23 protein-coding genes are annotated in these 22,014 nt (G+C 49.6%); 6 read left to right on the top strand and 17 right to left on the bottom strand.

Annotated features, from left to right (window positions below; all coding sequences use genetic code 11):
• Positions 1-110: 110 nt before the first annotated feature.
• The 4 genes from araH to QQZ17_RS16690 all read right to left on the bottom strand — a co-directional run bounded on the left by araH (position 111) and on the right by QQZ17_RS16690 (position 4,583).
• A complete protein-coding gene (gene araH, locus QQZ17_RS16675; RefSeq protein WP_152406306.1) occupies positions 111-1,103 on the bottom strand; it encodes an arabinose ABC transporter permease AraH in 993 nt (330 codons plus the stop codon).
• Positions 1,104-1,117: 14 nt separating this feature from the next.
• Entirely contained in the window at positions 1,118-2,632 is a 1,515-nt protein-coding gene (gene araG / locus QQZ17_RS16680; protein ID WP_152404031.1) for an arabinose ABC transporter ATP-binding protein AraG, read from the bottom strand.
• 85 nt (positions 2,633-2,717) lie between these two features.
• Positions 2,718-3,707, bottom strand: a complete 990-nt coding sequence (gene araF, locus QQZ17_RS16685; RefSeq protein WP_152404029.1) for an arabinose ABC transporter substrate-binding protein AraF — start codon at positions 3,705-3,707, stop codon at positions 2,718-2,720.
• Positions 3,708-4,025: 318 nt separating this feature from the next.
• The gene (locus QQZ17_RS16690; protein ID WP_152404027.1) at positions 4,026-4,583 is read right to left on the bottom strand and encodes a DJ-1/PfpI family protein; all 558 of its coding nucleotides are present in this window, start codon (positions 4,581-4,583) and stop codon (positions 4,026-4,028) included.
• Between the two features lie 519 nt (positions 4,584-5,102).
• Between QQZ17_RS16690 and QQZ17_RS16695 the strand changes: the two genes are divergently transcribed.
• Positions 5,103-5,606: a non-heme ferritin-like protein gene (locus QQZ17_RS16695; protein WP_152404025.1), complete on the top strand. Its 504-nt coding sequence runs from the start codon at positions 5,103-5,105 to the stop codon at positions 5,604-5,606.
• Between the two features lie 128 nt (positions 5,607-5,734).
• Here the strand turns inward: QQZ17_RS16695 and QQZ17_RS16700 are convergent, their stop codons facing one another.
• Positions 5,735-5,986: a DUF2766 family protein gene (locus QQZ17_RS16700; RefSeq protein WP_152404023.1), complete on the bottom strand. Its 252-nt coding sequence runs from the start codon at positions 5,984-5,986 to the stop codon at positions 5,735-5,737.
• Between the two features lie 121 nt (positions 5,987-6,107).
• Positions 6,108-6,191 (bottom strand): stress response protein AzuC, encoded by an 84-nt coding sequence (gene azuC / locus QQZ17_RS16705; RefSeq protein WP_014229869.1) that lies wholly within the window; start codon positions 6,189-6,191, stop codon positions 6,108-6,110.
• A gap of 213 nt (positions 6,192-6,404) precedes the next feature.
• On the opposite strand from azuC, the gene QQZ17_RS16710 reads away from it, so the two are divergent.
• The gene (locus QQZ17_RS16710; RefSeq protein ID WP_152404021.1) at positions 6,405-7,823 is read left to right on the top strand and encodes an MFS transporter; all 1,419 of its coding nucleotides are present in this window, start codon (positions 6,405-6,407) and stop codon (positions 7,821-7,823) included.
• Positions 7,824-7,870: 47 nt separating this feature from the next.
• On the opposite strand, the gene QQZ17_RS16715 is transcribed toward QQZ17_RS16710, so the two are convergent.
• Positions 7,871-8,509: an RpiB/LacA/LacB family sugar-phosphate isomerase gene (locus QQZ17_RS16715; protein ID WP_152404019.1), complete on the bottom strand. Its 639-nt coding sequence runs from the start codon at positions 8,507-8,509 to the stop codon at positions 7,871-7,873.
• Between the two features lie 262 nt (positions 8,510-8,771).
• On the opposite strand from QQZ17_RS16715, the gene QQZ17_RS16720 reads away from it, so the two are divergent.
• Together QQZ17_RS16720 and ftnA are read left to right on the top strand one after the other, a co-directional pair.
• Entirely contained in the window at positions 8,772-9,107 is a 336-nt protein-coding gene (locus QQZ17_RS16720; RefSeq protein ID WP_152404017.1) for a YecR-like lipofamily protein, read from the top strand.
• 182 nt (positions 9,108-9,289) lie between these two features.
• Positions 9,290-9,787: a non-heme ferritin gene (gene ftnA / locus QQZ17_RS16725; protein WP_152404015.1), complete on the top strand. Its 498-nt coding sequence runs from the start codon at positions 9,290-9,292 to the stop codon at positions 9,785-9,787.
• A gap of 33 nt (positions 9,788-9,820) precedes the next feature.
• Here ftnA and QQZ17_RS16730 read toward each other — a convergent pair whose 3' ends face one another.
• Entirely contained in the window at positions 9,821-10,060 is a 240-nt protein-coding gene (locus tag QQZ17_RS16730) for a YecH family metal-binding protein (protein ID WP_152406305.1), read from the bottom strand.
• Positions 10,061-10,252: 192 nt separating this feature from the next.
• On the opposite strand from QQZ17_RS16730, the gene tyrP reads away from it, so the two are divergent.
• On the top strand, positions 10,253-11,464 hold the full coding sequence (gene tyrP / locus QQZ17_RS16735; RefSeq protein ID WP_152404012.1) for a tyrosine transporter TyrP: 1,212 nt from the start codon (positions 10,253-10,255) through the stop codon (positions 11,462-11,464).
• Between the two features lie 48 nt (positions 11,465-11,512).
• On the opposite strand, the gene QQZ17_RS16740 is transcribed toward tyrP, so the two are convergent.
• The 6 genes from QQZ17_RS16740 to QQZ17_RS16760 form a co-directional block, all read right to left on the bottom strand.
• Positions 11,513-12,178: a YecA/YgfB family protein gene (locus QQZ17_RS16740; protein WP_152406304.1), complete on the bottom strand. Its 666-nt coding sequence runs from the start codon at positions 12,176-12,178 to the stop codon at positions 11,513-11,515.
• A gap of 186 nt (positions 12,179-12,364) precedes the next feature.
• Positions 12,365-12,679, bottom strand: a complete 315-nt coding sequence (locus QQZ17_RS16745; protein WP_187696643.1) for a hypothetical protein — start codon at positions 12,677-12,679, stop codon at positions 12,365-12,367.
• An 82-nt stretch (positions 12,680-12,761) separates the two neighbouring features.
• Positions 12,762-13,226: a hypothetical protein gene (locus QQZ17_RS16750; RefSeq protein ID WP_152404008.1), complete on the bottom strand. Its 465-nt coding sequence runs from the start codon at positions 13,224-13,226 to the stop codon at positions 12,762-12,764.
• Entirely contained in the window at positions 13,223-13,996 is a 774-nt protein-coding gene (locus QQZ17_RS16755) for a winged helix-turn-helix domain-containing protein (protein ID WP_187696644.1), read from the bottom strand. Before QQZ17_RS16755 ends, QQZ17_RS16750 begins: the two co-directional genes overlap by 4 nt.
• 62 nt (positions 13,997-14,058) lie before the next feature.
• Positions 14,059-14,178, bottom strand: a complete 120-nt coding sequence (locus tag QQZ17_RS26480) for a CPCC family cysteine-rich protein (RefSeq protein ID WP_152404004.1) — start codon at positions 14,176-14,178, stop codon at positions 14,059-14,061.
• Between the two features lie 258 nt (positions 14,179-14,436).
• Positions 14,437-14,949: a LuxR C-terminal-related transcriptional regulator gene (locus tag QQZ17_RS16760; RefSeq protein WP_152404002.1), complete on the bottom strand. Its 513-nt coding sequence runs from the start codon at positions 14,947-14,949 to the stop codon at positions 14,437-14,439.
• A gap of 1,445 nt (positions 14,950-16,394) precedes the next feature.
• Between QQZ17_RS16760 and QQZ17_RS16765 the strand changes: the two genes are divergently transcribed.
• Positions 16,395-16,760: a RidA family protein gene (locus QQZ17_RS16765; RefSeq protein ID WP_235922406.1), complete on the top strand. Its 366-nt coding sequence runs from the start codon at positions 16,395-16,397 to the stop codon at positions 16,758-16,760.
• Between the two features lie 109 nt (positions 16,761-16,869).
• Here the strand turns inward: QQZ17_RS16765 and QQZ17_RS16770 are convergent, their stop codons facing one another.
• The 3 genes from QQZ17_RS16770 to QQZ17_RS16780 form a co-directional block, all read right to left on the bottom strand.
• Positions 16,870-17,496, bottom strand: coding sequence for a LysE family translocator (locus QQZ17_RS16770; protein ID WP_152404001.1), 627 nt, complete (start codon positions 17,494-17,496; stop codon positions 16,870-16,872).
• An 85-nt stretch (positions 17,497-17,581) separates the two neighbouring features.
• Positions 17,582-18,388 carry a helix-turn-helix transcriptional regulator gene (locus QQZ17_RS16775; RefSeq protein ID WP_152403999.1) on the bottom strand — a complete coding sequence of 269 codons (807 nt, stop codon included), beginning with the start codon at positions 18,386-18,388 and terminating at the stop codon, positions 17,582-17,584.
• A gap of 162 nt (positions 18,389-18,550) precedes the next feature.
• Positions 18,551-21,526 (bottom strand): autotransporter outer membrane beta-barrel domain-containing protein, encoded by a 2,976-nt coding sequence (locus QQZ17_RS16780; RefSeq protein ID WP_284554144.1) that lies wholly within the window; start codon positions 21,524-21,526, stop codon positions 18,551-18,553.
• Positions 21,527-22,014 lie beyond the last annotated feature (488 nt).

Below are 22,014 nucleotides of genomic sequence, written 5' to 3' on the forward strand. Positions count from 1 at the left end.
ACGATAAGTATAGACAGTGTGACAATGCTCGCCATTTGGAAAGACAATTGCCAGCCGGGGTAGCGGCTGGCAAAGGAGAGGAACTAGACTAAAAAGTTGGACGTTTTTTATCAGATTGTACGTTTCGCTTTTTGTTTGTAACGGTCGAAGATCACCGCTGCCAGCAGGATCAGACCGCGCACGACGTACTGGGCGAAAGGCGAAATGTTCAACAGGTTCATCGCATTCTCAACGGTACCCAGGATCAGGACGCCCGCCACCACATATGAGATTTTTCCGATGCCGCCCTTCAGGGAAACGCCGCCTAACACACAGGCAGAGATGACAATCAGCTCATAGCCAATGGAGGTCATCGGCTGTCCGCTTGTCATACGCGAAGCGAGGATAATCCCGGCTGCCGCAGAGACCAGACCGGAGAGCACGAAAATAATGATCTTCGTGCGCACCACCGGAACCCCTGCCAGACGCGCCGCTTCTTCGTTGCCCCCAATTGCCAGCGTGTTGCGCCCGAAGGTGGTTTTGTTTAACAGCAAGCCAAAGATGATCAGGCAGCCCACCGTGAGCCAGATCGGGGCCGGTAAGCCGAACCAGTTGGCGTAACCGAGAGTAAAGAAGCGCTCGTCTTCAATCCCCACCGCTTTACCGTCAGAAATGATATACGCCAGGCCGCGGACGATTTGCATCGTTGCCAGCGTGGTGATCAGGGCGTTGATCTTCAGTTGTGCAATCACGAAGCCGTTGACCAGTCCGCACAGCACCCCCAGCAACAGGCCCGCCCCCACGCCGATCCACAGGCTTTCGGTCATATTGATGACCACCGCCGTGGTCACCCCGGCGCAGGCAATCACCGACGCCACGGACAGGTCGAAATCCCCTGACGCCAGGCAAAACAACATGCCGCAGGCCACCATGCCCGACATGGAGATCGCCAGCCCCAGCCCTTTCATATTGATGAATGTCGCGAAGTTTGGCACAAAAATGGCGCAGGCCAGGAACAGGACGGCAAACACCACCAGCATGCCGTACTGGTCCCAGATACGTCCGAGGCTAAAAGGTGACGGCGACTTTGGCGCGCCCGATCCGGAAGTAGTTACGGAAGACATCATTCTCTCCTTTCTCAGGCGACAGCCTGGCTGACTTTAGGCATAGCGAGGCTCAGCGCCTGGCGCTCATCCGCCTGTTCGTGAAGTAATTCCCCGGCGATCTCGCCTTCCCGCATCACCACAATGCGGTCAGCCACGCCGAGGACTTCCGGCAGGTCACTGGAGGCGAACAGCACGGCAACGCCGCGCGCGGCCAGGGCATAAATAACGTTATAAATTTCGTGCTTCGCGCCAACGTCAATCCCACGCGTCGGTTCGTCGAGCAAAATCACCTTCATTTCTTCCGACAGCCAGCGACCAAGAATAGCCTTCTGCTGGTTGCCGCCGGAGAGGTTCATGATTAGCTGTTCGGCACCGGGGGTTTTGATATTCAGCGATCGAATGTGATGGTCGGCATTGGTCTCCTCCCATCCGTTGTTGATCACACATCCGCCCAGCACATGCTTACGCCGGGCGCTGATGTTGATGTTGTCGCGAACCGAATGTACCGGGATGATCCCCTCCGCTTTTCGGTCTTCCGGACACAGCATCATTCCTGCCGCGATGGCATTTGCCGGCTTGCGGATATCAATCGGTTTTTCGTCGATATACACCTGCCCTTCGCTGATGCGGGTACCGCCAAATAAGCCCTTCATCAACTCACTGCGACCCGCCCCCACCAGCCCAAACAGCCCGACAATTTCGCCGCTGCGTACCGTGAGGCTAATGGGCGTACGTACGCCCGGCGCTTTTACCTCATGCAGACGCAGGCGTTCTGCGCCATAGGGACGTGACTGCCAGCCGTAAATATCACCCAGATCGCGCCCTACCATCGCCTGCACCAGCGCATCGTGGTTGACCTGCTGCATATCGGTAAAGGTCTTCACGTAGCGGCCATCTTTAAACACGGTAATCGCATCACTGAGGGCGAAGATTTCCTCCATGCGGTGCGAAACATACAAAATGACCCGCCCTTCTTTACGCAGCTCGCGGATCACCCGGAACAGGTTCTCTATCTCCCTTGCGGAGAGCGAGCTGGTTGGTTCGTCGAAGGCGATGATCTTGGCGTTACGCGCCAGCGCTTTGGCGATTTCCACCATTTGCCACTGACCGATTGAGAGATACTTCAGAGGGGTTGCGGGGTCGATATCCATCCCCAGATGTTTAAGTTGCAGACCAGCTTCATAGTTGAGCAGAGTGCGGTTCACAATGCCGCCTTTGTGCGGAAGCTGACCGAGATAGATATTCTCGGCAACGGTCATCTCCGGCACGAGATGCAATTCCTGGTAAATAATGGCAACGCCGGCATTCAGCGCGGCGGTGGTGTCCGCGAAGCTCATTTCCTGCTCGCGAATCGCCAAAGAGCCCGTGGTTGGCGCATAGTTACCGCTGAGAATTTTTAAGAGTGTTGATTTCCCGGCGCCATTTTCACCCATCAGCGCATGCACCTGACCGGCGTAACAGTCAAAACTGATATCCGTAAGCGCTTTGACGCCAGGGAAGGTTTTACCAATGCCGCGAAATGAGAGATACGGGGTAGACTGTTGCATAACGTCTCCGTGAGTCAGTATCGTTCTAACCGGTTGCCGGATGGCAGCATGAACGATGCCACCCGGCCTTTCACTTGCTGTCGTATTACTTGCCGCCTAACCCTTTTTTCGCCAACTCTTCTTTAAAGTTGTCGCGGGTGATCAGCACCACGTCAGTCACTTCGGTGAATGCAGGTGGCTCAGCGCCCTTGGTTACCCAGTTGTAGAGCATTTCACTGGATTTATAACCGTGAACGTCCGGGCTTGGCAGCAGTGAGCCGAAGAAACCGGTCGCCTGCGCTTTTGACAGTTCGCTCACCGCATCCACGCCGTTGATACCCACGCCGATCACGTCCGCCGCTTTAAAGCCCTGGCCTTCGGTGGCGCGCACGCCGCCCAGCACGGTGTTATCGTTCATACCGACAATCAGCCAGTGCTTCACTTCAGGGTGCTGAACCAGCATGGAGTTGGCGGCATCAAATGCGCCTGGGATATCGTTAGATTTGGTTGGAACCTGGTAGATCTGTTTTTCCGGGAAGCCCGCGGCTTTCAGCGCTTCCATCGAGCCGGAAGTACGACGACGAGCGGTATCCAGTTCGTTGGCCGTAATCGCCATCACCGCGCTCTCTTTAGCGTCCCAGCCACGTTTCTGCATCTCTTTATACAGTTCCTGGCCCTGACGTTCGCCGATTTTGGTCGCTGCCATCATCACCAGCGGGACCGTATCCATCGGTTTGCCTTTGGCATTAACGAACTGATCGTCCACGGCGATCACTTTCATGTCATAGCCGCGCGCTTTAGCAACAATGGCGGAGCCCAGTTTTGGGTCCGGGGTACAAATAACAAACCCCTTCGCCCCACTTGCCGCCAGGCTATCAATCGCATTCAGAGTCTTCTCGCCGTCCGGCACTGCAATTTTAATGACTTCAAAACCCAGATCTTTCCCGGCTTTATCGGCAAATTTCCACTCTGTCTGGAACCAGGGCTCTTCCGGTTGTTTCACCAGAAAACCCAGCTTCATCGATTCTGCCATAGCGGATTGTGACATAACGGCGGCCAGACCGATGGCTGCCAGGGCTTTAGTGAATTTGTGCATGGTTAACTCCAGCTTTAGCGTCATTTTATGTAGGGTAATATTCAACGACTTTGTGTAATTCAGACGAAAAACAAGGCATTACCAAATAGACTCGTGATAAGTGCCAGTTCTGGAATAGTTGTAGCGGGAAATTGATTCTCCATAGGAGAGCGGCATCACACCGCAGAATTACAGTAATTGCGTACATAAATTCAGCGGAAAATGACATAAGAAAGGGGGTAATTGTCAGACAAATGAAAAGTGGGGTAGCACATTAATCCATAAGGTCAGCTCACAAATCCTTGTTCCCGAATACGTCTGCATTCGGGAACAAACGGATTACCACGGATAATAGATATGCTCGGCGTGATCGCGGACCGGTTTGTCATCGCCTAATAAACGGGCTGAAAGCGTCAGGGCAAAATCAAAAATATGGCCTAATCCTTTACCGCTCAGGAGATGACCATCTTCCACAACAGGGGCATCGACATAGATCCCGTCGGCCACCGTTTCATAGAGATCGCCTGAACAGACGTAACGACGCCCCTTCAGTAAGCCGTTGCCGCCTAATACGCGTGCGGCCGCTGAGCAAATGGGACAAATTAATTTCCCGGCGGCATCATGGCGCGAAATAAACTCGACAACCAGTGGATTCGCCGCAAGTTTCACGCTCCCCTGTGGCCCACCCGGCAGCACCACCGCGTCATACAAACTCTCCCGCTTCTCCGCCAGGGTGTAATCGGTCACCATTGGAACATCGTGGTAGCTCACCACGGCGCGAGATTCCGCACAGGCCAGTGTGTCAACGTCGATATTCAGACGACGCAAGATATCAATGGTGACGATCGCTTCCGCTTCTTCGAAACCCGATGCCAGCAAGACTGCCACTCTTTTCATTCACCGTTCCTCATTTATTACATACTGATAACACCGAAAATGACGAGTTAATCATTCGGTTATAATTAAACATGATGTCGCTGCCCTGATTTTCCGCACGAGATAAACCGGAGTTATTTCAGCCAAAACGGTTTCTCAGGATTATTATCGCGGCAGGGACGGTCGAAATTATCAATATTCTTATATTACCATGTGAAATCATTCCGTTTTGTGACTTGAAACGCTATTTCAAAACCAATAACTCATTACCTACCCTTTAAAATCAAAGGGATATATAATTTCACATTATGTTTACCAACTTCTACTTGATGTATTACCTTCAGTAATATGTAAAAAAACATAAACAATACTACTTAAGGATTTTCTTATTCCATTTATGAGGGTATGCTTATTTTCGATTCGCAACGAAATTGACTCTTCGATCACATAATGGACCGGCAGAATGGATTTATTCTGCTAACAGTAAGTTGTGCATATTGGCTTTGCACATCCCTTCTATCAGGAAATAAGGATATTGATATGGCTGCAGTTGGAATGGTTCACAAACTCAACAATCAAATGAATCTTGAGTTTTATGCTTCCAATCTCTACCTCCATCTGAGTGAGTGGTGTTCTGAACACCGTCTGATGGGTACTGCGACTTTCTTACGTACTCAGGCTCAGAGTAACGTCACCCAAATGATGCGCGTGTTTAACTTCATGAAAAATGCCGGGGCGAATCCGGTCGTGAAGGCCATCGACGTACCGGGTGAGGATTTACATTCGCTGGAAGAACTGTTTCAGAAAACGATGGATGATTATGAACAGCGCGCCAGCACGCTTTCGCAGCTAACTGACGAAGCTGAAGCCCTGAATGATGCTCCAACCCTCGATTTTCTCCACGATCTGGAAAAAGAACAGCAGCAAGATGGGCTGTTGTTGCAAACAATTCTTGATGAAGTGCGTAGCGCCAAACGCGCAGGCCTCTGCCCGGCACAAACCGATCAGCACGTACTCAACGTGGTCAATTATCAACAGCATTAATTGACCCCGTCATTGGCCTGCATTTCACACCCCAGCAGGCCAGTTCGCAAAGTCCTTTCAGTCCGATGCCTCCCTCTTTGGGGAGGTATCGCAAAAAGTATTTCTAAAATCTAAAACAACGGTTTATTTTAGTGAGCTTCGCCCTGCGGCGTGAATTTCAGTTCAATCAACGCGATCGCTTTCTGGATAGCGCGTAACGTGACGGGATCGGCAGCAGCGGGATGTGTTGAAAAATCAATATGTTTCAGCTGGCTGGTCATTTTTTCACGAACTTCGACAGGCGCAATCACGTCGAGAACATCGAGTATTTGTTTGATGACGAGCTGACAGGCGACAACGTCAGAGACCAGTTCCTGATCGGCATTCAGCGGTTGGGACATAGTAGGCGTTCCTGATAGTGTTGAAAGGCCGTCATAGTACCGATTCAGACGCTAAAACGATAGCCAGACCTGCCAGCGCAAATGACAGGCATAAAAAAACCTGCCGAAGCAGGTTTTTTCATCAGAACATAGCGCCTGGCGGTACGTCTTTGAAAGTTTTGCAATAATTTTCAAACATGCTTTTCAGGATTTTGCGCAGTTTCATGGCATGACTCCAAATATGTTGTTATGCAGGTGTTATCGTCTATACACACATAATATGACCGCCATCACAAAAATCAACCGTTTTGTGATGAGTATCACTATTTTAAATTTACATATCCTTTGCATTTATGTCTGTTTAGCTGGTAAATCAAGCATCTACGTAACTATCAGTTCCGGTAAAATTTTATAATTTTTTTTGAATGGCAAGTACAACATGCAAGAAGATCGGATCATAGAAAGCAAGCGAGGTATCTCCCCTGCCGCCCTGCTCGTCGCAGGGGCATTTTTTATGGAGTTTATTGACGGTACGGTGATCGCGACCGCCCTGCCCGATATGGCCAAAAGTTTCGGTGTTCCGGCGGTTGATTTAAACATTGGTATCAGCGCCTATCTGATTACCCTGGCGGTTCTCATCCCGGCCAGCGGCTGGATAGCCGATCGTTTTGGCGCACGCAAAATCTTTACGCTCGCCCTCGCCATTTTCACCCTCGCGTCAGTACTGTGCGGTCTTTCCACGACGCTGGAGGGCTTCCTGGCAATGCGTATCCTGCAGGGCGTGGGTGGCGCACTGATGGTTCCGGTTGGTCGCTTAGCGGTATTGCGCACCACGCCAAAGCATCAGTTGATTACGGCTATCGCCACCTTAACCTGGCCTGCACTGGTTGCCCCCATCATTGGCCCACCGCTCGGCGGGTTTATCACCAGCTATGCCAACTGGCGCTGGATCTTCTTTATTAACGTGCCCCTGGGCCTGCTGGCGATCGCACTGGCGCTGCGATTTATTCCCAATATCCGCGATGACGATCGGCGTCCCTTCGATCTTCCTGGTTTCATCGCCACCGCTATTGCGATGGTCAGCCTGGTCTATGCGATGGAGTTGCTGGGCGCGCAACATCCCGAAGGCGGATTGACGATAGTCTTGCTGGCGCTTGGCGTGGGGACATTTGCCTTTTCTCTGCGCCATTTCAAGCGGGCCAGCTATCCAATGATTCGCCTCGACGCCATGCAGGTCCCAACGTTTCGCGTCACCATGTACGGAGGCTCGCTGTTCCGGGCTTCTATCAGCGCCGTGCCTTTTCTTCTGCCGCTCATGTTTCAGGTGGGATTTGGCATGAATGCCTTTCAGGCCGGTTCGCTGGTACTGGCGGTATTTGTCGGCAACCTGACCATTAAGCCCGCCACCACACCGCTCATCCGCTGGCTCGGCTTTAAAAAGCTACTGCTGATTAACGGGACGCTCAATGTGCTGGCCCTGCTCGCCTGCGCGCTGATCACTCCGACCACTCCCGTCTGGCTTATTTTGCTGGTGCTGTATCTTGGCGGCGTGTTCCGTTCGATTCAGTTTACCGGCATCAGCACGCTGGCTTTTTCAGACGTTCCTTCCGCCCAGATGAGCTATGCCAATACCTTGTTCAGCACCGCCACACAACTGGCCGTTGGACTGGGGATTTCGCTGGGTGCAATCGGTATTCGTATTGGCGCGAATGTGAGTGAATGGCTGGGGATGAGCGCAATTCCTGGCATCAGCTTCCGTCTGGCATTTGTGGCCATCGCGCTTATTTGCCTGATTGGCATGGTGGATACATTACGGTTGACGAAGAATGCGGGGAGCGCGGTGTCTGCAAGGCAGTGATGTGTGAAGCCGGAAGCGCATTGCGCCATCCGGCTTTTCAGCAATAATCAGCCGAGGATTTCGCGAACAAACGCTTCAATCTCTTTATTCTGACCATTTTCAAAGAAGCACTGCTGGAAACGTTGACCGGAAACCGCTGTCTTCACCAGCTCCGGATCGATCGCGCGCAGCGTATCAAGATAGTTGTCTTTCACGACCGCCGCTTTGACCTGATTGAGGATCCCGGCGTTACGTACCTGTGGTTCTTTACGCTCTGGCGGGTAACCTTCACCGTTCCGGCCCGTAAAGGCTTTTTCAAAGATAAAGCGCACGTTCAGTTCCGCTCCCCAGCCAAAGCCCTTCGCAAACGGCAGAGACAATGCGTTACCGTTGTTAATTTGCGCAAACAGGAACGCATCCGCCGGATCGATGCAGTAGCCGCACACCACGCCCGGATGAATATTCAGCGACATCAGCGCCCCCTGACCCGTACCGCAACCGGTCACGACGAAATCAACCGCTTTCGAATTCAGCAGAATGCTGGCCATGATGCCAAGATGGATGTAGGTCAGATGGTGGTCATTCTCGTCGCTCATCCCGACGTTGAATACCGGAAAGCCCTTTTCATCCGCAACCGCTTTAAGTTCACGGTGAATGATGGCGTTTTTGCCCGCCTGGCTGTTTTCCATCATCAGTGCAATTTTCATTCTGTCTTCTCCTGAATGCGATGCGGGAAGTCCCGCCTTGAGTCAATCACGATACCGCACAGTACTACTTAGCAAACATACTTTCAAATTTTGTGAAAAATGGTTTTAAAAATAAGGAGCAGTTTCACATTTTCATCCACTGACCGCAAACCGTCTCTCCCGTCGTGTGGATTAGTCGTTGCTGATTTATAAGTTATTCAGGCCATTGAAACGCCGATGCGTGAATTAGGATAGCGTATCACCGAACATTCAGAGCGATACCATGAAGACTCTTTTTATTGCCCTCTCACTGATACTCCTGACGGGATGTACGATCAACAGACAGGCGCAGGTGAGTGATGTCAGCACGACGACCGGCGTAGTGCGGTTGAGTTACGATCAGGCGATGTTACAAAACGCCCATACCGATGACTATATCGCCCAGGGTACCGCCACGCGTGCGTGTCAACAATTAGGCTACGCCAGCGCCCGGTCATTCGGCCAACCCGTAAGCACCTGTAGCGTTTATGCCGGATCGTTGTGCATGAATACCAAAATCACACTCTCCTGGCAGTGTCAGGGCGTCGCCATTTCGCCAACAACGCCTCATTATTATTAATTTATGGGCCAGTATTAACTGGCCTGATTTATCGCACGCTGATTATTTTATAGCGCAAATGCGTTTTATTCCCATTCGTATTTTTAATAATTAAATTTATTATTTTACCTTTTGCAAATATTTAAATAACAAATTATAGTGACGCCACATCAACATATTTATGAATTTCGTGGAGCGAAGTCATGCTGAAAACAGAAATGATCGACAAACTGAATGAGCAAATGAACCTGGAATTATATTCCTCCCTGCTCTATCAGCAGATGAGTGCCTGGTGCAGCTACCACAGCTTTGAAGGGGCCGCCGCGTTCCTGCGTCGCCACGCACAGGAAGAGATGACCCACATGCAGCGCCTGTTCGACTATCTGACCGATACCGGCAGCCTGCCACGCATTAATACCGTCTCATCACCTTTTGCTGAATATGGATCGCTGGACGAATTATTCCGCGTGACCTACGAACACGAACAGTTGATCACCCAGAAAATTAACGAGCTGGCGCATGCGGCCATGACCAGCCAGGACTATCCGACCTTTAATTTCCTGCAATGGTATGTTGCCGAACAGCATGAAGAAGAAAAATTGTTTAAATCGGTGATTGATAAATTAACGCTGGCAGGGAAAAGCGGCGAAGGTTTGTATTTTATTGATAAAGAGCTGTCGACGCTCGATACCGCAAATTAATCGTAAACGGTGAGGAAATTCCTCACCGTTTTCTTAATGACGGCAGATCTTGCTTTCATGCGTAGAGAAACCGTCATCCTGAGCAATAAACTTCCCTTTCGCCGCCAGAAATGCCACCAGTTCTCTCGCCGTCATGTCCGATGCTGAGCAGGTATGAAAACGCGCCGTTTCACCAAACCGGGTCTTAATCGCTGCTTCCAGGCTTGCCGTAGAATATTGCTCGCCTGACTCAATCATCATATTCAGCACTTCGTGACCGTGTACAGAATCCATCATTCCTCCTCAATAAAGTGCGTAGCCTACGGCGATACGGAATCCGCTGCTTTGCGCTAACGCAGGTTGCGGTCACTCAAGTGTGTAAATATTTTTGTACGGTCGATGTAACGGTCATTTGACGAAAATAACGTTTTGCCTTACCCTGCGCCGCAGATCTAACCGTCATTTATCTCTGGGATAGTGTAAAGCGTGAAGAATAGAACTCTGGGAAGTGTTTTCATCGTGGCGGGCACCACGATTGGCGCAGGGATGCTGGCGATGCCTTTGGCAGCCGCCGGGGTCGGTTTTGGCGTCACTTTTGCGTTATTAATTGGGCTGTGGGCGTTGATGTGCTACACCGCGCTGTTGCTGCTTGAAGTGTATCAGCACGTCCCGGCGGATACCGGACTGGGCACGCTGGCAAAACGCTATCTCGGACGCTACGGTCAGTGGATAACCGGCTTCAGTATGATGTTCCTGATGTACGCGCTGACGGCAGCCTATATCAGCGGCGCGGGGGAATTGCTCGCCTCCAGTATCAGCGACTGGAGCGGGACGCAGATGTCGCCCACCACAGGCGTCCTGCTGTTCACCTTTGTTGCCGGCGGCGTCGTCTGTGTGGGTACCTCGCTGGTCGATCTGTTTAACCGTTTTCTGTTCAGCGCCAAGATCATCTTCCTGGTGGTGATGCTGGCGCTGCTGATGCCGCACATTCATAAAGTCAATCTCCTGACTCTGCCGCTTGAGCAGGGGCTGGCGCTTTCAGCTATCCCGGTCATCTTTACCTCTTTTGGCTTTCACGGCAGCGTTCCCAGCATCGTGAGCTACATGGAAGGTAATATTCGCAAACTACGTTGGGTGTTTATCACCGGCAGCGCGATTCCGTTAGTGGCCTATATTTTCTGGCAGTTGGCGACGCTGGGCAGTATCGATTCCACAACATTTATGGGACTGCTGGCAAATCATGCCGGTCTGAACGGTTTGCTCCAGGCGCTGCGGGAAGTTGTTGCCTCGCCGCACGTTGAACTGGCGGTGCATCTCTTTGCTGACTTAGCACTGGCGACCTCCTTCCTCGGCGTCGCGCTGGGGCTGTTCGATTATCTGGCCGATCTGTTTCAGCGCCGTAATTCGGCGTCTGGCCGGATACAAACGGGTGCGATCACCTTTCTGCCGCCGCTGGCCTTCGCCCTCTTCTATCCGCGAGGTTTTGTGATGGCGCTGGGCTATGCCGGCGTCGCACTGGCGGTACTGGCGCTGATCGTTCCTTCACTGTTGGCATGGCAAAGTCGCAAACAGAATCCGCAGGCGGGCTACCGCGTGCGGGGCGGACGTCCCGCCTTAGCACTGGTGTTTATGTGTGGCATTGGGGTGATTGGCGTGCAGTTTTTGATAGCCGCGGGACTACTGCCCGAAGTGGGATAATATTATCGAGTGGATAGAAAAGGGGCTAATGCCCCTTTTCTCTTCGTGCTAGTGCAGACAGCACTGCTTGTATTTTTTGCCGCTTCCACACGGACACGGATCGTTACGGCCCACCTTCCCTTCCGCTTTCACCGGTACCTGCACCGGCGTCTCCTGCGGGTGCGCCATCCAGTACGCGTGGAGATCCAGCGCCGCGAGGCGAATCGCGTCAACGCTCTCTTCAAACGCTTCCGGAGTCAGTTTCTCAACCACCTCGAAATTCTCTTCTGTGCCGTGCAGCGCAATAGCATCCAGGGCCGGTTTCAGGGTGTCAGGTAACGCAGACCAGTCGGAAAGCGCGACGCCGCGCATGTAGCCAAAGCACCACTCTTCCACAATGGTAATCTCACGCCCTTCAATTTCGCGCAGACCAAACAGCGGTTCAAACTGTTCCGGGAAATCATTCAGCCGGTCAGCGGTGTCCGCCATATGCTGGAAAGCGAGATTCATAAAGCGCGTCATCTCTTTTTCAGAGGACCAGCGCGGCACATATTGCGCCCCACCCCATACGGCAACCAGCCACTGCTCTGGCTCAATTTCACGTGGCGAACTGAGTACAGCCGTCAGCAGCCCATCCAGTTCTGCCACGTCCAGAATGGCATGCTCGGTGTTGTACTTGGTCAGTACATCATCCAGCCACTCCAGTTCACTTTCGTTCAACGGTCCCGTTTTCATCATGCTTGTCCTCGGTAAACACTCTCGCCAGCGGCTATCTTACATGGCGAACGAGGAAACCGATACTGATTGCCGCGGGATCCGTTAACACTGACTTCTGGTAGCAAGGGCTATACTTTACTCGTCATGCTTTACCAGGTTTTTATCATGAAACGATCGTCGAGTGCCTGTCCCGTCATTTTCACGTTATTTTTCCTTTCTTCTGCTCCGGTCGCCGCTAACGCGCTTCAGAGACAGGCCGGGATGGAACGCGATCTCAGCGCCACGACGCCAGGATGGGGGATAAACATGGATGGTGGCGGTGATGTCGGCATCGCTCTGTTTAGCAAACACAGCAGGAAACCCAGATTTTTTATCGGCGATCCGCTGATATCCGACAATTTCGCCACCCCCGGTGGCAACCCTGCCCGGGATGGGTTTGCCAATAATCCCGCCCGCGGTCTGTTTATGCGAAATGCCCCAATCCGCAGATAATTGTTGTCGCAGGGAATTCGCAATCACAGTCAGGCGATCGTCTTCGGACTACAGCACGCGCGGGTACACCTGTTCGTCGAAAGTGTCATCAACCGCCCTTAAGCGTGTATCACTTCTTTCTACAAAACAGATAGGGCACATTGGCGTTTGAAAAGACATACGCTGATTGATATTCCTCTACGGCCAGGGTCAATTCGCCTCCTGTCCTCAGATAAAATTGGGATAATATCTTTTCGAGCGTTTCATCATTAACGGTATCGGAAAAGGTTTTGACAATGCGTACCGTATGTAAAATCCGCGTCCTGAACTGCTGGGTATAGTTAAAGTAGACCAGCCGATTCACGTTAACACTTGTCTCCCCATCAACTTTCCCCGTAATGACAGCCAGCCCCTCCTTCTTATGCATCTGAAAGGAAACGGTACCTACAAAACGTGCATCATCAACATTCCAGTCGGCATCGCCAATACACTCCAGGTATGAAGATTTGAAAAGTATGTAAAACAGAAAAGCCCCGGAAATAACTGTCGTACTGAAGAATACGATCAGGAGCAAAACAGCGGTATTTTTACTCATTGGCTTAGGTTCCAGAAAAAATGAGATGAACAAAATGCCTCTGTGTCAGACCGCACATCTTTATTACAGACAAATGCCGCAGTACGTCCAGTTTTCGCGTAGCCCGTAAGAAAAATATAATTATTGTTCTGGCAAAAATGCGGATGCTTTTTTATTAACGTAGCGTAATTATCAGTGACTGGCTGCGTCACTTCATAATAGACATGACAATCGTTGCCTGTCTTTTTATCCACAGGCATCGCCACAAAATTCTGAAATGGCATTTTCAATCGATTCTGATAAATAAACATGCCGTTGATTAACGTCACAACAAAGAAAAATACGACTCCGATACTTAACCTGCGAGATTTTCGTATTGGCGTTTGTTCGCATACTACGTTTTCGCTGACCACCGTCTTTATTGATGGACTATCACAAGCGGTAATATTCTGGAGAGGAAGCGGTTCAATCACAATGGTTGATGACAAGGTTAATCCCTGACGGGAAATGGTTTTTACCATGTTTCTGGGTAAACCTATCTCTTCCAGTGCCTTACGCAATGTTAAAATAGTCTGATAAAACGTATTTGGCATGGCCACAACGTCACGCTCTTTCCAGCCTTCGGTTACCAGTTCCTTTTGCTTGATAACCACACCCTGATTCAGGATCAGATAAAGGAAACATATCGCGGCGGGCTGCTGTAAATAAACAACATCTCCAGTCAATTGATTTTTCAGGCTTCGGGTCTGTGGATTGAACTCTACCGTTCCATTTATTAAATACAATTTCATCACCATGTCCTTTGGATGCGTCCTGTTATCCCCCAAAAAAGGATTTTTGTCACGTGTATGGTTCACGCGATCCTGGCTTCAGAGAGACTCAACGAATTTCTTCCTTCAGATAAATCACTATCTGCCGACTTCGCGAGATCACAAATCCAGTGACAGATCTGACAACGCGCATAATCAGACATTATCCTGCCACAAGAGGGCAACGCTACGTTCTGAAGACCATAATAGCCATGCACTTTACTGTCTATAATTGCCTGGTATTCTTACTTGTTGCTTTTATCGCCTTCATCCTCAGGTACTCCTGATTGGCGGCATGACATCACTCTTTTGTCACTTCGTTTCTCTGGGCAAACAACGCTGTCATCGCAATGTCGCTCTCTGAGCATTCTGCCCTGGTGATGTCGGGTTATGGTTCCAGGATAATCGTTAATGCGTAAAATCTATGACAGAAAAGTGACATTGCATTCACAGGTGTATTTCGCTCTGAATGCACACCAGTTACGCATTACTTGCAAAAACAATGGAATATTTTTCATGTTCATTTTCCGCAGTGCTCTTAACTGGCTATTGCTGACAGCTCCCTCGCTAAGCAGCATGGTTCGTGCAATTGCCCTTTTTCCCAGTCCCGCCAGATAATATTCAATGATTACCCGTTCCCTGTTCGACAATGACCGGGTATGCAACGGGATTCGTTTATTCTGCTTGACCTGGTCCAGCACGTAAAAGTACTCAGTCAGAGGCGCGTTTTTGATCAATGAATAGCACCGTATTTGTGTAAAATGAGTTAACGTATCTGATGAACCCGCACGAAGACATTCTACACTGTTTGTAATATACACAGCCCCTCCTCCCGGATCAAAAACAACAATATCAGGTGATTTATCAAGACCGGTAAAGAACAACACTTGCTGCAAGCCGGTAATAAAATACTGGTCATATGAAAATATATGCATCGTGCATCACCCCATTCGTAATAACGATATTTTAATGCTTAAAAGCGCATGCGAAATATATCAATTGTACGTTACCCAGATATTGTCTTCCAAGAAGCCGGTCCGCTATCATTATGATCATCTGAACTGATGGGACTGGACTGGATATAATTCGCCGTAAACATGACCTGGCTGATGGATGTATAAAGTGGTATCGACCCTGCCCATGACATACCTGACCATGACTTCCTGTACTGCTCCGGTTGTTTCGTCAATATAGATCCGGTTGCCGCTGTACTTCAGTTAAATATCACGCCCGTCAACCACATTTTTACCACCATCATACGAAACGACGTTCTTTTGTACCTGCTGCGACAATGAGCATTGGGACACTAACGTTAATCTATATCACGGTAGCCGGGCTATTCGTGCAGCCGCCCGTCGGGCCTGTCTCCACAGATACTGGCTGTCATATTCCCGGTAACATTAATGGTGCCACTCTCACCTGCGGTATGTTGACTGAACAGTGCAGTAATTGCAGATGCCGTCAACAACGTTTTATTTATTACCGTTTTCACAGGCATAGACGATTCCTTTCGCATAGACTGACACGTATGAAATTTTATTTTGAGAATAGATAAGCCAAGCAACAGAGACACTTCCTGTTCTTGTTACATTGATTATTGCTGTAGATATCTTAAATTGTCATTTTAAATAGCCTTAAACGACCTTAAATGAGAAACATCAGAAATCTCACGAAAAAATGAAGTTCTTTAAGCTCATGATTTAAAAGAGTATACACCTGTAACATTAAGTAATTAATACACAAAACTACGATAAACAAGGTACAGAAAAGCTTTCATGATTGCTAATTTAAGCCAGTCAGAGAGGACATTTAACACAAAAAGCATTGAAATACTCTATCTGACACAAAACAATAACACAGGAAATGCATAAATATTTACCCTGTTTTAATAATCTGATACCAGTATCATTTGATGTTCCGATTTCTCTCACTTCAAATCCCATAACCCCCGCCGCTTACATAATCGTTATTATTACATGCTATAAAAGAACCCGTGGGTTACATTACAGGATCCGAGTATTGAAACCTGAGATATCATGCCTTCTGCCATTGCATCAGAATAAGATTCAAGGCATTGCCCGAGGCAATAAGAAGCTTAAATTTGTTACTTTTACTTAACACTTGACTGGCTTGCTAAAATAAAATAATTCCAATTCACTGGAAGGTCCGAGAAGTGTAAGGTCAGGTTTAGCGAAATGACAGCAGTCTGGTAGCGCTGTCAATGAGAGCGCGGGTGTATGCATAAAGCATAACAACGACGGGCGCGAGTCGCCTTACTTTTTTATTTCTCCGGCCTGAAATACGCCTTTATTACTACAATGCGTGGAGATAGTATGATGGCAGAGAATAACCGCGTAAAACTAAAGGGTAATAGGGGTGAATGATGGCGACAATAACCAGGCATGAAATAAATGAAGACTGGGCACTTGCCGGAATGGTTGAAGCTGGTGGGTTTGTCTTTGTGAGCTACTGTGTCGGAAATATCGGACAGCCCATTGAGGCACAAATCAATGGCGCTTTTGATAATCTGAGTGAAAGACTCAGCACTATCGGCCTGACACTGGAGTCAGTCGTGAAAATTGACGCCCTGTTTCGCGACGTGTGGGATATTCCGGTCATGGAGAAAGTCATGAAGCAACGATTCAACGGTCAATTTCCTGCCAGAAAATCCATTCAGACTGAATTTGCCCATCGCGGCGGGGCATCAGGGATGCTGTTTCAACTTGACGCCATTGCTTGCCGATAATATTCCCCATCGTATTACAGACCATTCTTACGGCGTGATAAACGATCGCGCCGTAAGAACAGGTCCTCATGAATAAGCTTCACGCAGAAATAGCATGCCATTGACATTACTACCCCAGGCCTTGCTGTGTTAAAAATAAATTCACTGCCAGACTTACAAAACCACACGAAAACAGGATCCGTAATCCTGACAAAATCGTGGGATGGTTTAGTACTTTGCGACGCATAAAGGATGAAAAAGCACCATAAAGCATAAACACGAGCAGCGTCATTAACATGAATATCAGGCTCAATATCAGCATGTCCGTTGCAGGTGCAGTTGACGTAGTTTGAATAAACTGGGGTAAGAAGGCCAGAAAGAAGAGAGACAGCTTAGGATTTAACAGATTAATGAATATCGCATGCAGGATCACTTTCACGCCTGACTGAGTCACTTCGCAATCATCGGGTTGTAACGTCGATTTCTCCTTTATGATATTCCACGCCATGTACAGCAACCACAAGACTCCGGCATATTTGATGACAGTGAATGCCATTTCACTGGAGTAGAATATGGCGGCTAATCCCGTGATAGCGGCCAACATGTGTGGAATGATCCCCAGATTACATCCCACGGCGGCCAGCAGACTCAATGCCACACCACGCGATAAGCCCATCACAATAGTGTAAATAGCCCCCGTTCCCGGTGAAATAATCACAATAAATGAGGTTAATAAGAATTCGATACCGATCTGCATAGCATTATCTCTGATAGACACATAACAGGAGCAGTCAGTGTTTATCAGGACAGACTTACAGATCTTGTAATAAATTGCAGTACCGTTAATTAACCACGGCGTAGCGATATTGCCCCGGCGTTATGCCAGTCTGTTTCTGAAACGCGCGGGTGAGGTGGCTCTGATCGGAAAAACCCGCCATCATCGCAACATCAACCGTTCTCTTGCCTTGTGATAAGAGTTGTTTTGCCAGACGGACCCGGGACTGTAAAAGATAAGCATGCGGCGTTATGCCCACTTCACGGGAAAAGCGGCGAATGAGCTGGAATCGGGTGATGTCGCACAGGCTGGCGAGCCCAGTCAACGTAATGTTTTCTTCCGGGGCATCATCGATGAACGCTTTGGCAAGCCGTACCGTCGGAGAATACGGAATACGCTGTGCAGCAGATAAGGTGTGATACTGTCCGGCCTGCATCAGACAGCGCATGATCGCCTCTTCAATCGCCATGGTGTCAGGCGCGCCGGCAGCCAATTGGCTAAAAAACTGTCGAATCATCAGGCCAAGAGCAGGATCGTTAACCACGGGTTTCAGGATTAAATCGTCTGCCGGTAAGTCAGCATTCCATTCCTTTATGAAGGCGTCGGGATTGATATAGAGCATATGCCAGCCCCGGGGACCTGACGCTGGGATCCCGTCGTGAATTTCGCCGGGGTTGACCATAATGATATCCCCTGCCACCGCGTGCACATTGCCGATATTACTCCATGAGCGTTGGCTACCCTGGATGAAAACCCCAATGCCGAATTGATCATGTGAATGGCGCGGGAAAGCACGCTCTGAATATAACGACAGGATTTCAACATCAGGTACCACGCAGCGGTGCTGCTTAACCTGGTGAACTTCTCTTTTCATGGTCGTTCTCTCATGGCAACGGATGCAGGGAATTCCTAGCTCACGCTAAAGATACCCTTTGAAACTGAGATAGACGACCGATCTTTTGCTATTTGCTGGAACAGAGCCCAGTCAATCCCGAACGAATAAGGAGCAGGTTTCCCCTGCCCCTCTCCCTTCCACTTACCAGTGGTATTTCACGCCTACCATTCCCTGCGCATTGCGATAGCTGTCGCTGCCCATTTGCCCGGAGACATTTCCCCAGACGGTCAATCGAGAAGTCAGTTGCCCTTCCACACCCACTTTCAGTTCAGCCAGGTCTTTCACTCCCTGGACGTCATTTTGCACCTCACCCATTGTCACTCGCGGGCTGTGTGAGTTGTGGATCCAGTTCGCTTCAACAAATGGCTGAATGCCTGCCATTCTGTCTTCTTCACCGGTGGGTTTACGATTGAAGTATGCTCTGGCACCCAGACTGGTCATCAGATTACCGGTGCTATCCACCTTGACCTGCGTACCGTAACGTTCCCGATGATCGTCCGCCTGCACATCCATCCAGACGACCTGCGCTTTGGGCTGGATCCAGTAGGTCAATTGCTGACTTTCTCCGACCTTCAGGCTGTAACCCGCCTCAACCGCAGCCGTGATACCTTTGGATTTATACGCCTCACTTGCCTGATACTGACCATCGACGGTGTTATCAAACCAGTTGTAGAGCATCCAGGTGTCTACATAACCCCCTGATTTATCAAGCTCGTTTTCATACCACGTGCCATACAGACCCACGCTGTAGCCGTCGACCTTACCACGGGAATTATGGTTATTTAACGTCGACGTGGTGCGGCTACGGCTGTTGGCATAGCCCGCCATGAGCCCAAGATGCCAGCGGTCCAGACCATCCGAACTCCACTGCGCCAGATCGCCCCCCATCTGCAGCACATAGTTATTACTCTGGGTTTTTAACTGTTCGCTGCTGTCGTGAAACCGTGTATGGATCCCCACGTTACGTATCCACATGCTGGTGGTTTTTTTCTCACCGGTTAGCACATCGGTATACTGCGTTTCGCCAGGACGATCGTGCAGTCGCGAGATGAACAAGGTATTTGCAGCCAGGTTGTTTGCCAGATAGCTGCCGAATTCCGGGCGAATCTGTGATGAGCCTCCCGGGTGTACCGGTAGTTGCGGGGTTTCTGGCGAAGCAGGCGCACCCGGGTCAGTAGGATCGTTCGGGTCAACCGGGTCAACGGGATCCACTGTGCTGCTTAAATACCAGTTGCTGCCGCGCCTGACCACATCATAATCGTACGCCCCGGCGACAATACGGCTCTCTTTTTCGAAAGTTCCGTCGGAGGTTCCTGCAACATTGACAATTTCAATCCCTTCAACCGTCTGCGCGCCCATACCGCCGATATTGTTGATTGCCACCAGGGTATGGCCGGAAGTATTTCCCTCGACGATGAGTTTGTCCGTCGCTGAGTTATCACTTCCGAGCGCCGTGTTCATTGTCAGGGTTCCACCGCCGCTATAATTGCCTTCGACGGTCAATGTCTTAAACGCGCCAGAACTGCCCGGCGCAAGCATATTAACGCGCCCTCCCTGCAACAGCAGATTCGTGACGTACGAATTACCGGTCACCTCCCACACCGCACCGTTGGAGATATTCATGTTCAGGATGCCAACCCTGGCCGTATCACGTGCGGTATAACTGGCAGCCTTTAACCACGAGTTTGCATTGTTGAGTGTCATCTCCAGCGTGCCGCTGTCAGCCGCGCCAATATTACCTTCAACCTGTACGGTCCCGGATCCCGATGAGTTTGCATCGATCCGGCTGTCGGCGCCCGTTGAAAAAAGAGACCAGTCAATTGACGGGTTATCATTAATAAACAACCCTTTCTGGATATCTGCTGTGCCCGCAGAGAGCACTTCAATCCCGGTAATTTTAGCCGCATGAGAACCCGCAGTTGAAATTGTCAGGTCATCCTGAAATTCAGCGTGAGTGGTCATTCCGGGTTGACCATCAATGTGGATCCCGGTAGCCGATTCGATACCATTTGACAGGGAGATGTGTGTTTGCCCTTTGAACTGGGCCTGACTTTCCAGTATCCGTAAACCCGTGTTCTGATGACCACCGTTGCTCCGGAGATTGAAATCATCATTAGCGACGAGTTTTGATCTATTAACAAGCGTAACGCCTTTGAGTTCATGCCCAGGGCTTGTGCCAAGTGACGTCAGATCTTCCCCCGTCAATGTCACGTCGCCATTGAATTCAAAGTCTGTCGCGTTGCCCGCAATAATGTGCCCGCCCACATAATCACCGGGAAAAGCCCATGGGCCTGTATTGGCGATGGCCTCTATAACCGTCCTGCCGCTGAACGTGAAACGGGTGTGGCTTCCGAGGTTGTCGTTCAACATGGAAATAATTCCCTGAGAACCTTTCAGATAAATGGAATCTGCCTCGAAGTTCACTTCATTTAAAACACCATAGGGAGCGGCCGGACGACTCGAGCCAGTGCTCCCCGTTACCCCAATAGCCATTTGATTCGTTTCAATATGAATGCTGTCAGCCTTAACATTCATCTTACTCCCTGCAGCGATGGTTATTCCGTTGCGTCCGTCGATAGAATGACTTCCAGGCGCACCATCTACGTAAACCTCAAACCGACCACCATCAAAATCCAGTTCACCATTATGAAGAGCAATGCCCGTGCGATGGGTTCCGGCCCCCTCTTGCGCAGACATATCCACTTTGAGATTGATTTTGTTATCTCCATCACTGAGGAAATTCAATTTCCCGCCCGGACCGGCGTAGATGGCATAGATGTCAGAGGAAGATCCAGGAACCGTATTGCTGACAACAACATTGCCCCCAGTAAAAATGATAGAGCTACCGGGATATGTGTCTCTTTGCCAGGCATATAACGCCGAACTGTTTTCGGCAGTAGAATTATTATTGTGTCCTATCACCGTTAAGGTTTTATCCTGAGAGATAGCAATCCTTACCGTACCATTCAGGGTGCTGATAATCGCACGCTGGTATGCAACTGATGTGGTTAATCCACTGGCATCTAACGTAACGTTGTCATCGTCTCCACTTACGGTGTGGTTCCCGGAATTAATGGGGGATACTCCGGTGATGAACTCACGGTCCACTAATTCCACAGCGTCAACAGGGAAAGCGCATATTGCGGCACAACCTGATGCAGCTATTAATAATTGTTTCAATTTCCTTTGAGTCACTTGTCAGTCCTCCAGATCAAGCATGTTCCTTCCTGGTGTCTCTGCAATATTCTTTTCGAGATCCATGAAATAAACGTTTCCCTGCTAATGGTTCCAGGCAGAACCATTACATCATCTTTTTATTAAGTAATATTTCACGAGTACTAAACCATTAAAAATGGAGTACCGTTTTGCCAATTAAGATAATTGGCATCCAATCGCCATTATTCCTATTAATTAAATAATCACTTCACCTGGCAGTAACTCCCTTTGTTTTCAAAAGAAATATTTTCGTCCTGCGCCATGTAAAAATCGGCAGAATATAAAATAAAGCGCACTGAAAACCACTGAAACTGTAAAATTCAGAATAATGGCCATATGTTAAAGGTAAAAATACGTTCGAAACAGTAAATGATTCCATTAACTAAGAA

It is taken from the genome of Citrobacter sp. T1.2D-1, from assembly GCF_950098555.1.
In the GTDB taxonomy this organism is placed as follows: domain Bacteria; phylum Pseudomonadota; class Gammaproteobacteria; order Enterobacterales; family Enterobacteriaceae; genus Citrobacter_A; species Citrobacter_A telavivensis.

Excerpts from the sequence above, each read along its gene's own strand:
- QQZ17_RS16700 (WP_152404023.1), bottom strand. The coding sequence starts at position 5,986 with ATGTCCCAACCGCTGAATGCCGATCAGGAACTGGTCTCTGACGTTGTC.
- QQZ17_RS16755 (WP_187696644.1), bottom strand. The coding sequence starts at position 13,996 with ATGAAATTGTATTTAATAAATGGAACGGTAGAGTTCAATCCACAGACC.
- QQZ17_RS16750 (WP_152404008.1), bottom strand. The coding sequence starts at position 13,226 with ATGAGTAAAAATACCGCTGTTTTGCTCCTGATCGTATTCTTCAGTACG.
- azuC (WP_014229869.1), bottom strand. The coding sequence starts at position 6,191 with ATGAAACTGCGCAAAATCCTGAAAAGCATGTTTGAAAATTATTGCAAA.
- QQZ17_RS26480 (WP_152404004.1), bottom strand. The coding sequence starts at position 14,178 with ATGTCTGATTATGCGCGTTGTCAGATCTGTCACTGGATTTGTGATCTC.
- QQZ17_RS16720 (WP_152404017.1), top strand. The coding sequence starts at position 8,772 with ATGAAGACTCTTTTTATTGCCCTCTCACTGATACTCCTGACGGGATGT.
- QQZ17_RS16770 (WP_152404001.1), bottom strand. The coding sequence starts at position 17,496 with ATGCAGATCGGTATCGAATTCTTATTAACCTCATTTATTGTGATTATT.
- QQZ17_RS16730 (WP_152406305.1), bottom strand. The coding sequence starts at position 10,060 with ATGGATTCTGTACACGGTCACGAAGTGCTGAATATGATGATTGAGTCA.
- QQZ17_RS16775 (WP_152403999.1), bottom strand. The coding sequence starts at position 18,388 with ATGAAAAGAGAAGTTCACCAGGTTAAGCAGCACCGCTGCGTGGTACCT.
- QQZ17_RS16715 (WP_152404019.1), bottom strand. The coding sequence starts at position 8,509 with ATGAAAATTGCACTGATGATGGAAAACAGCCAGGCGGGCAAAAACGCC.
- QQZ17_RS16760 (WP_152404002.1), bottom strand. The coding sequence starts at position 14,949 with ATGCATATATTTTCATATGACCAGTATTTTATTACCGGCTTGCAGCAA.
- araH (WP_152406306.1), bottom strand. The coding sequence starts at position 1,103 with ATGTCTTCCGTAACTACTTCCGGATCGGGCGCGCCAAAGTCGCCGTCA.
- QQZ17_RS16710 (WP_152404021.1), top strand. The coding sequence starts at position 6,405 with ATGCAAGAAGATCGGATCATAGAAAGCAAGCGAGGTATCTCCCCTGCC.
- ftnA (WP_152404015.1), top strand. The coding sequence starts at position 9,290 with ATGCTGAAAACAGAAATGATCGACAAACTGAATGAGCAAATGAACCTG.
- QQZ17_RS16690 (WP_152404027.1), bottom strand. The coding sequence starts at position 4,583 with ATGAAAAGAGTGGCAGTCTTGCTGGCATCGGGTTTCGAAGAAGCGGAA.
- QQZ17_RS16740 (WP_152406304.1), bottom strand. The coding sequence starts at position 12,178 with ATGAAAACGGGACCGTTGAACGAAAGTGAACTGGAGTGGCTGGATGAT.
- araG (WP_152404031.1), bottom strand. The coding sequence starts at position 2,632 with ATGCAACAGTCTACCCCGTATCTCTCATTTCGCGGCATTGGTAAAACC.
- araF (WP_152404029.1), bottom strand. The coding sequence starts at position 3,707 with ATGCACAAATTCACTAAAGCCCTGGCAGCCATCGGTCTGGCCGCCGTT.
- QQZ17_RS16765 (WP_235922406.1), top strand. The coding sequence starts at position 16,395 with ATGATGGCGACAATAACCAGGCATGAAATAAATGAAGACTGGGCACTT.
- QQZ17_RS16695 (WP_152404025.1), top strand. The coding sequence starts at position 5,103 with ATGGCTGCAGTTGGAATGGTTCACAAACTCAACAATCAAATGAATCTT.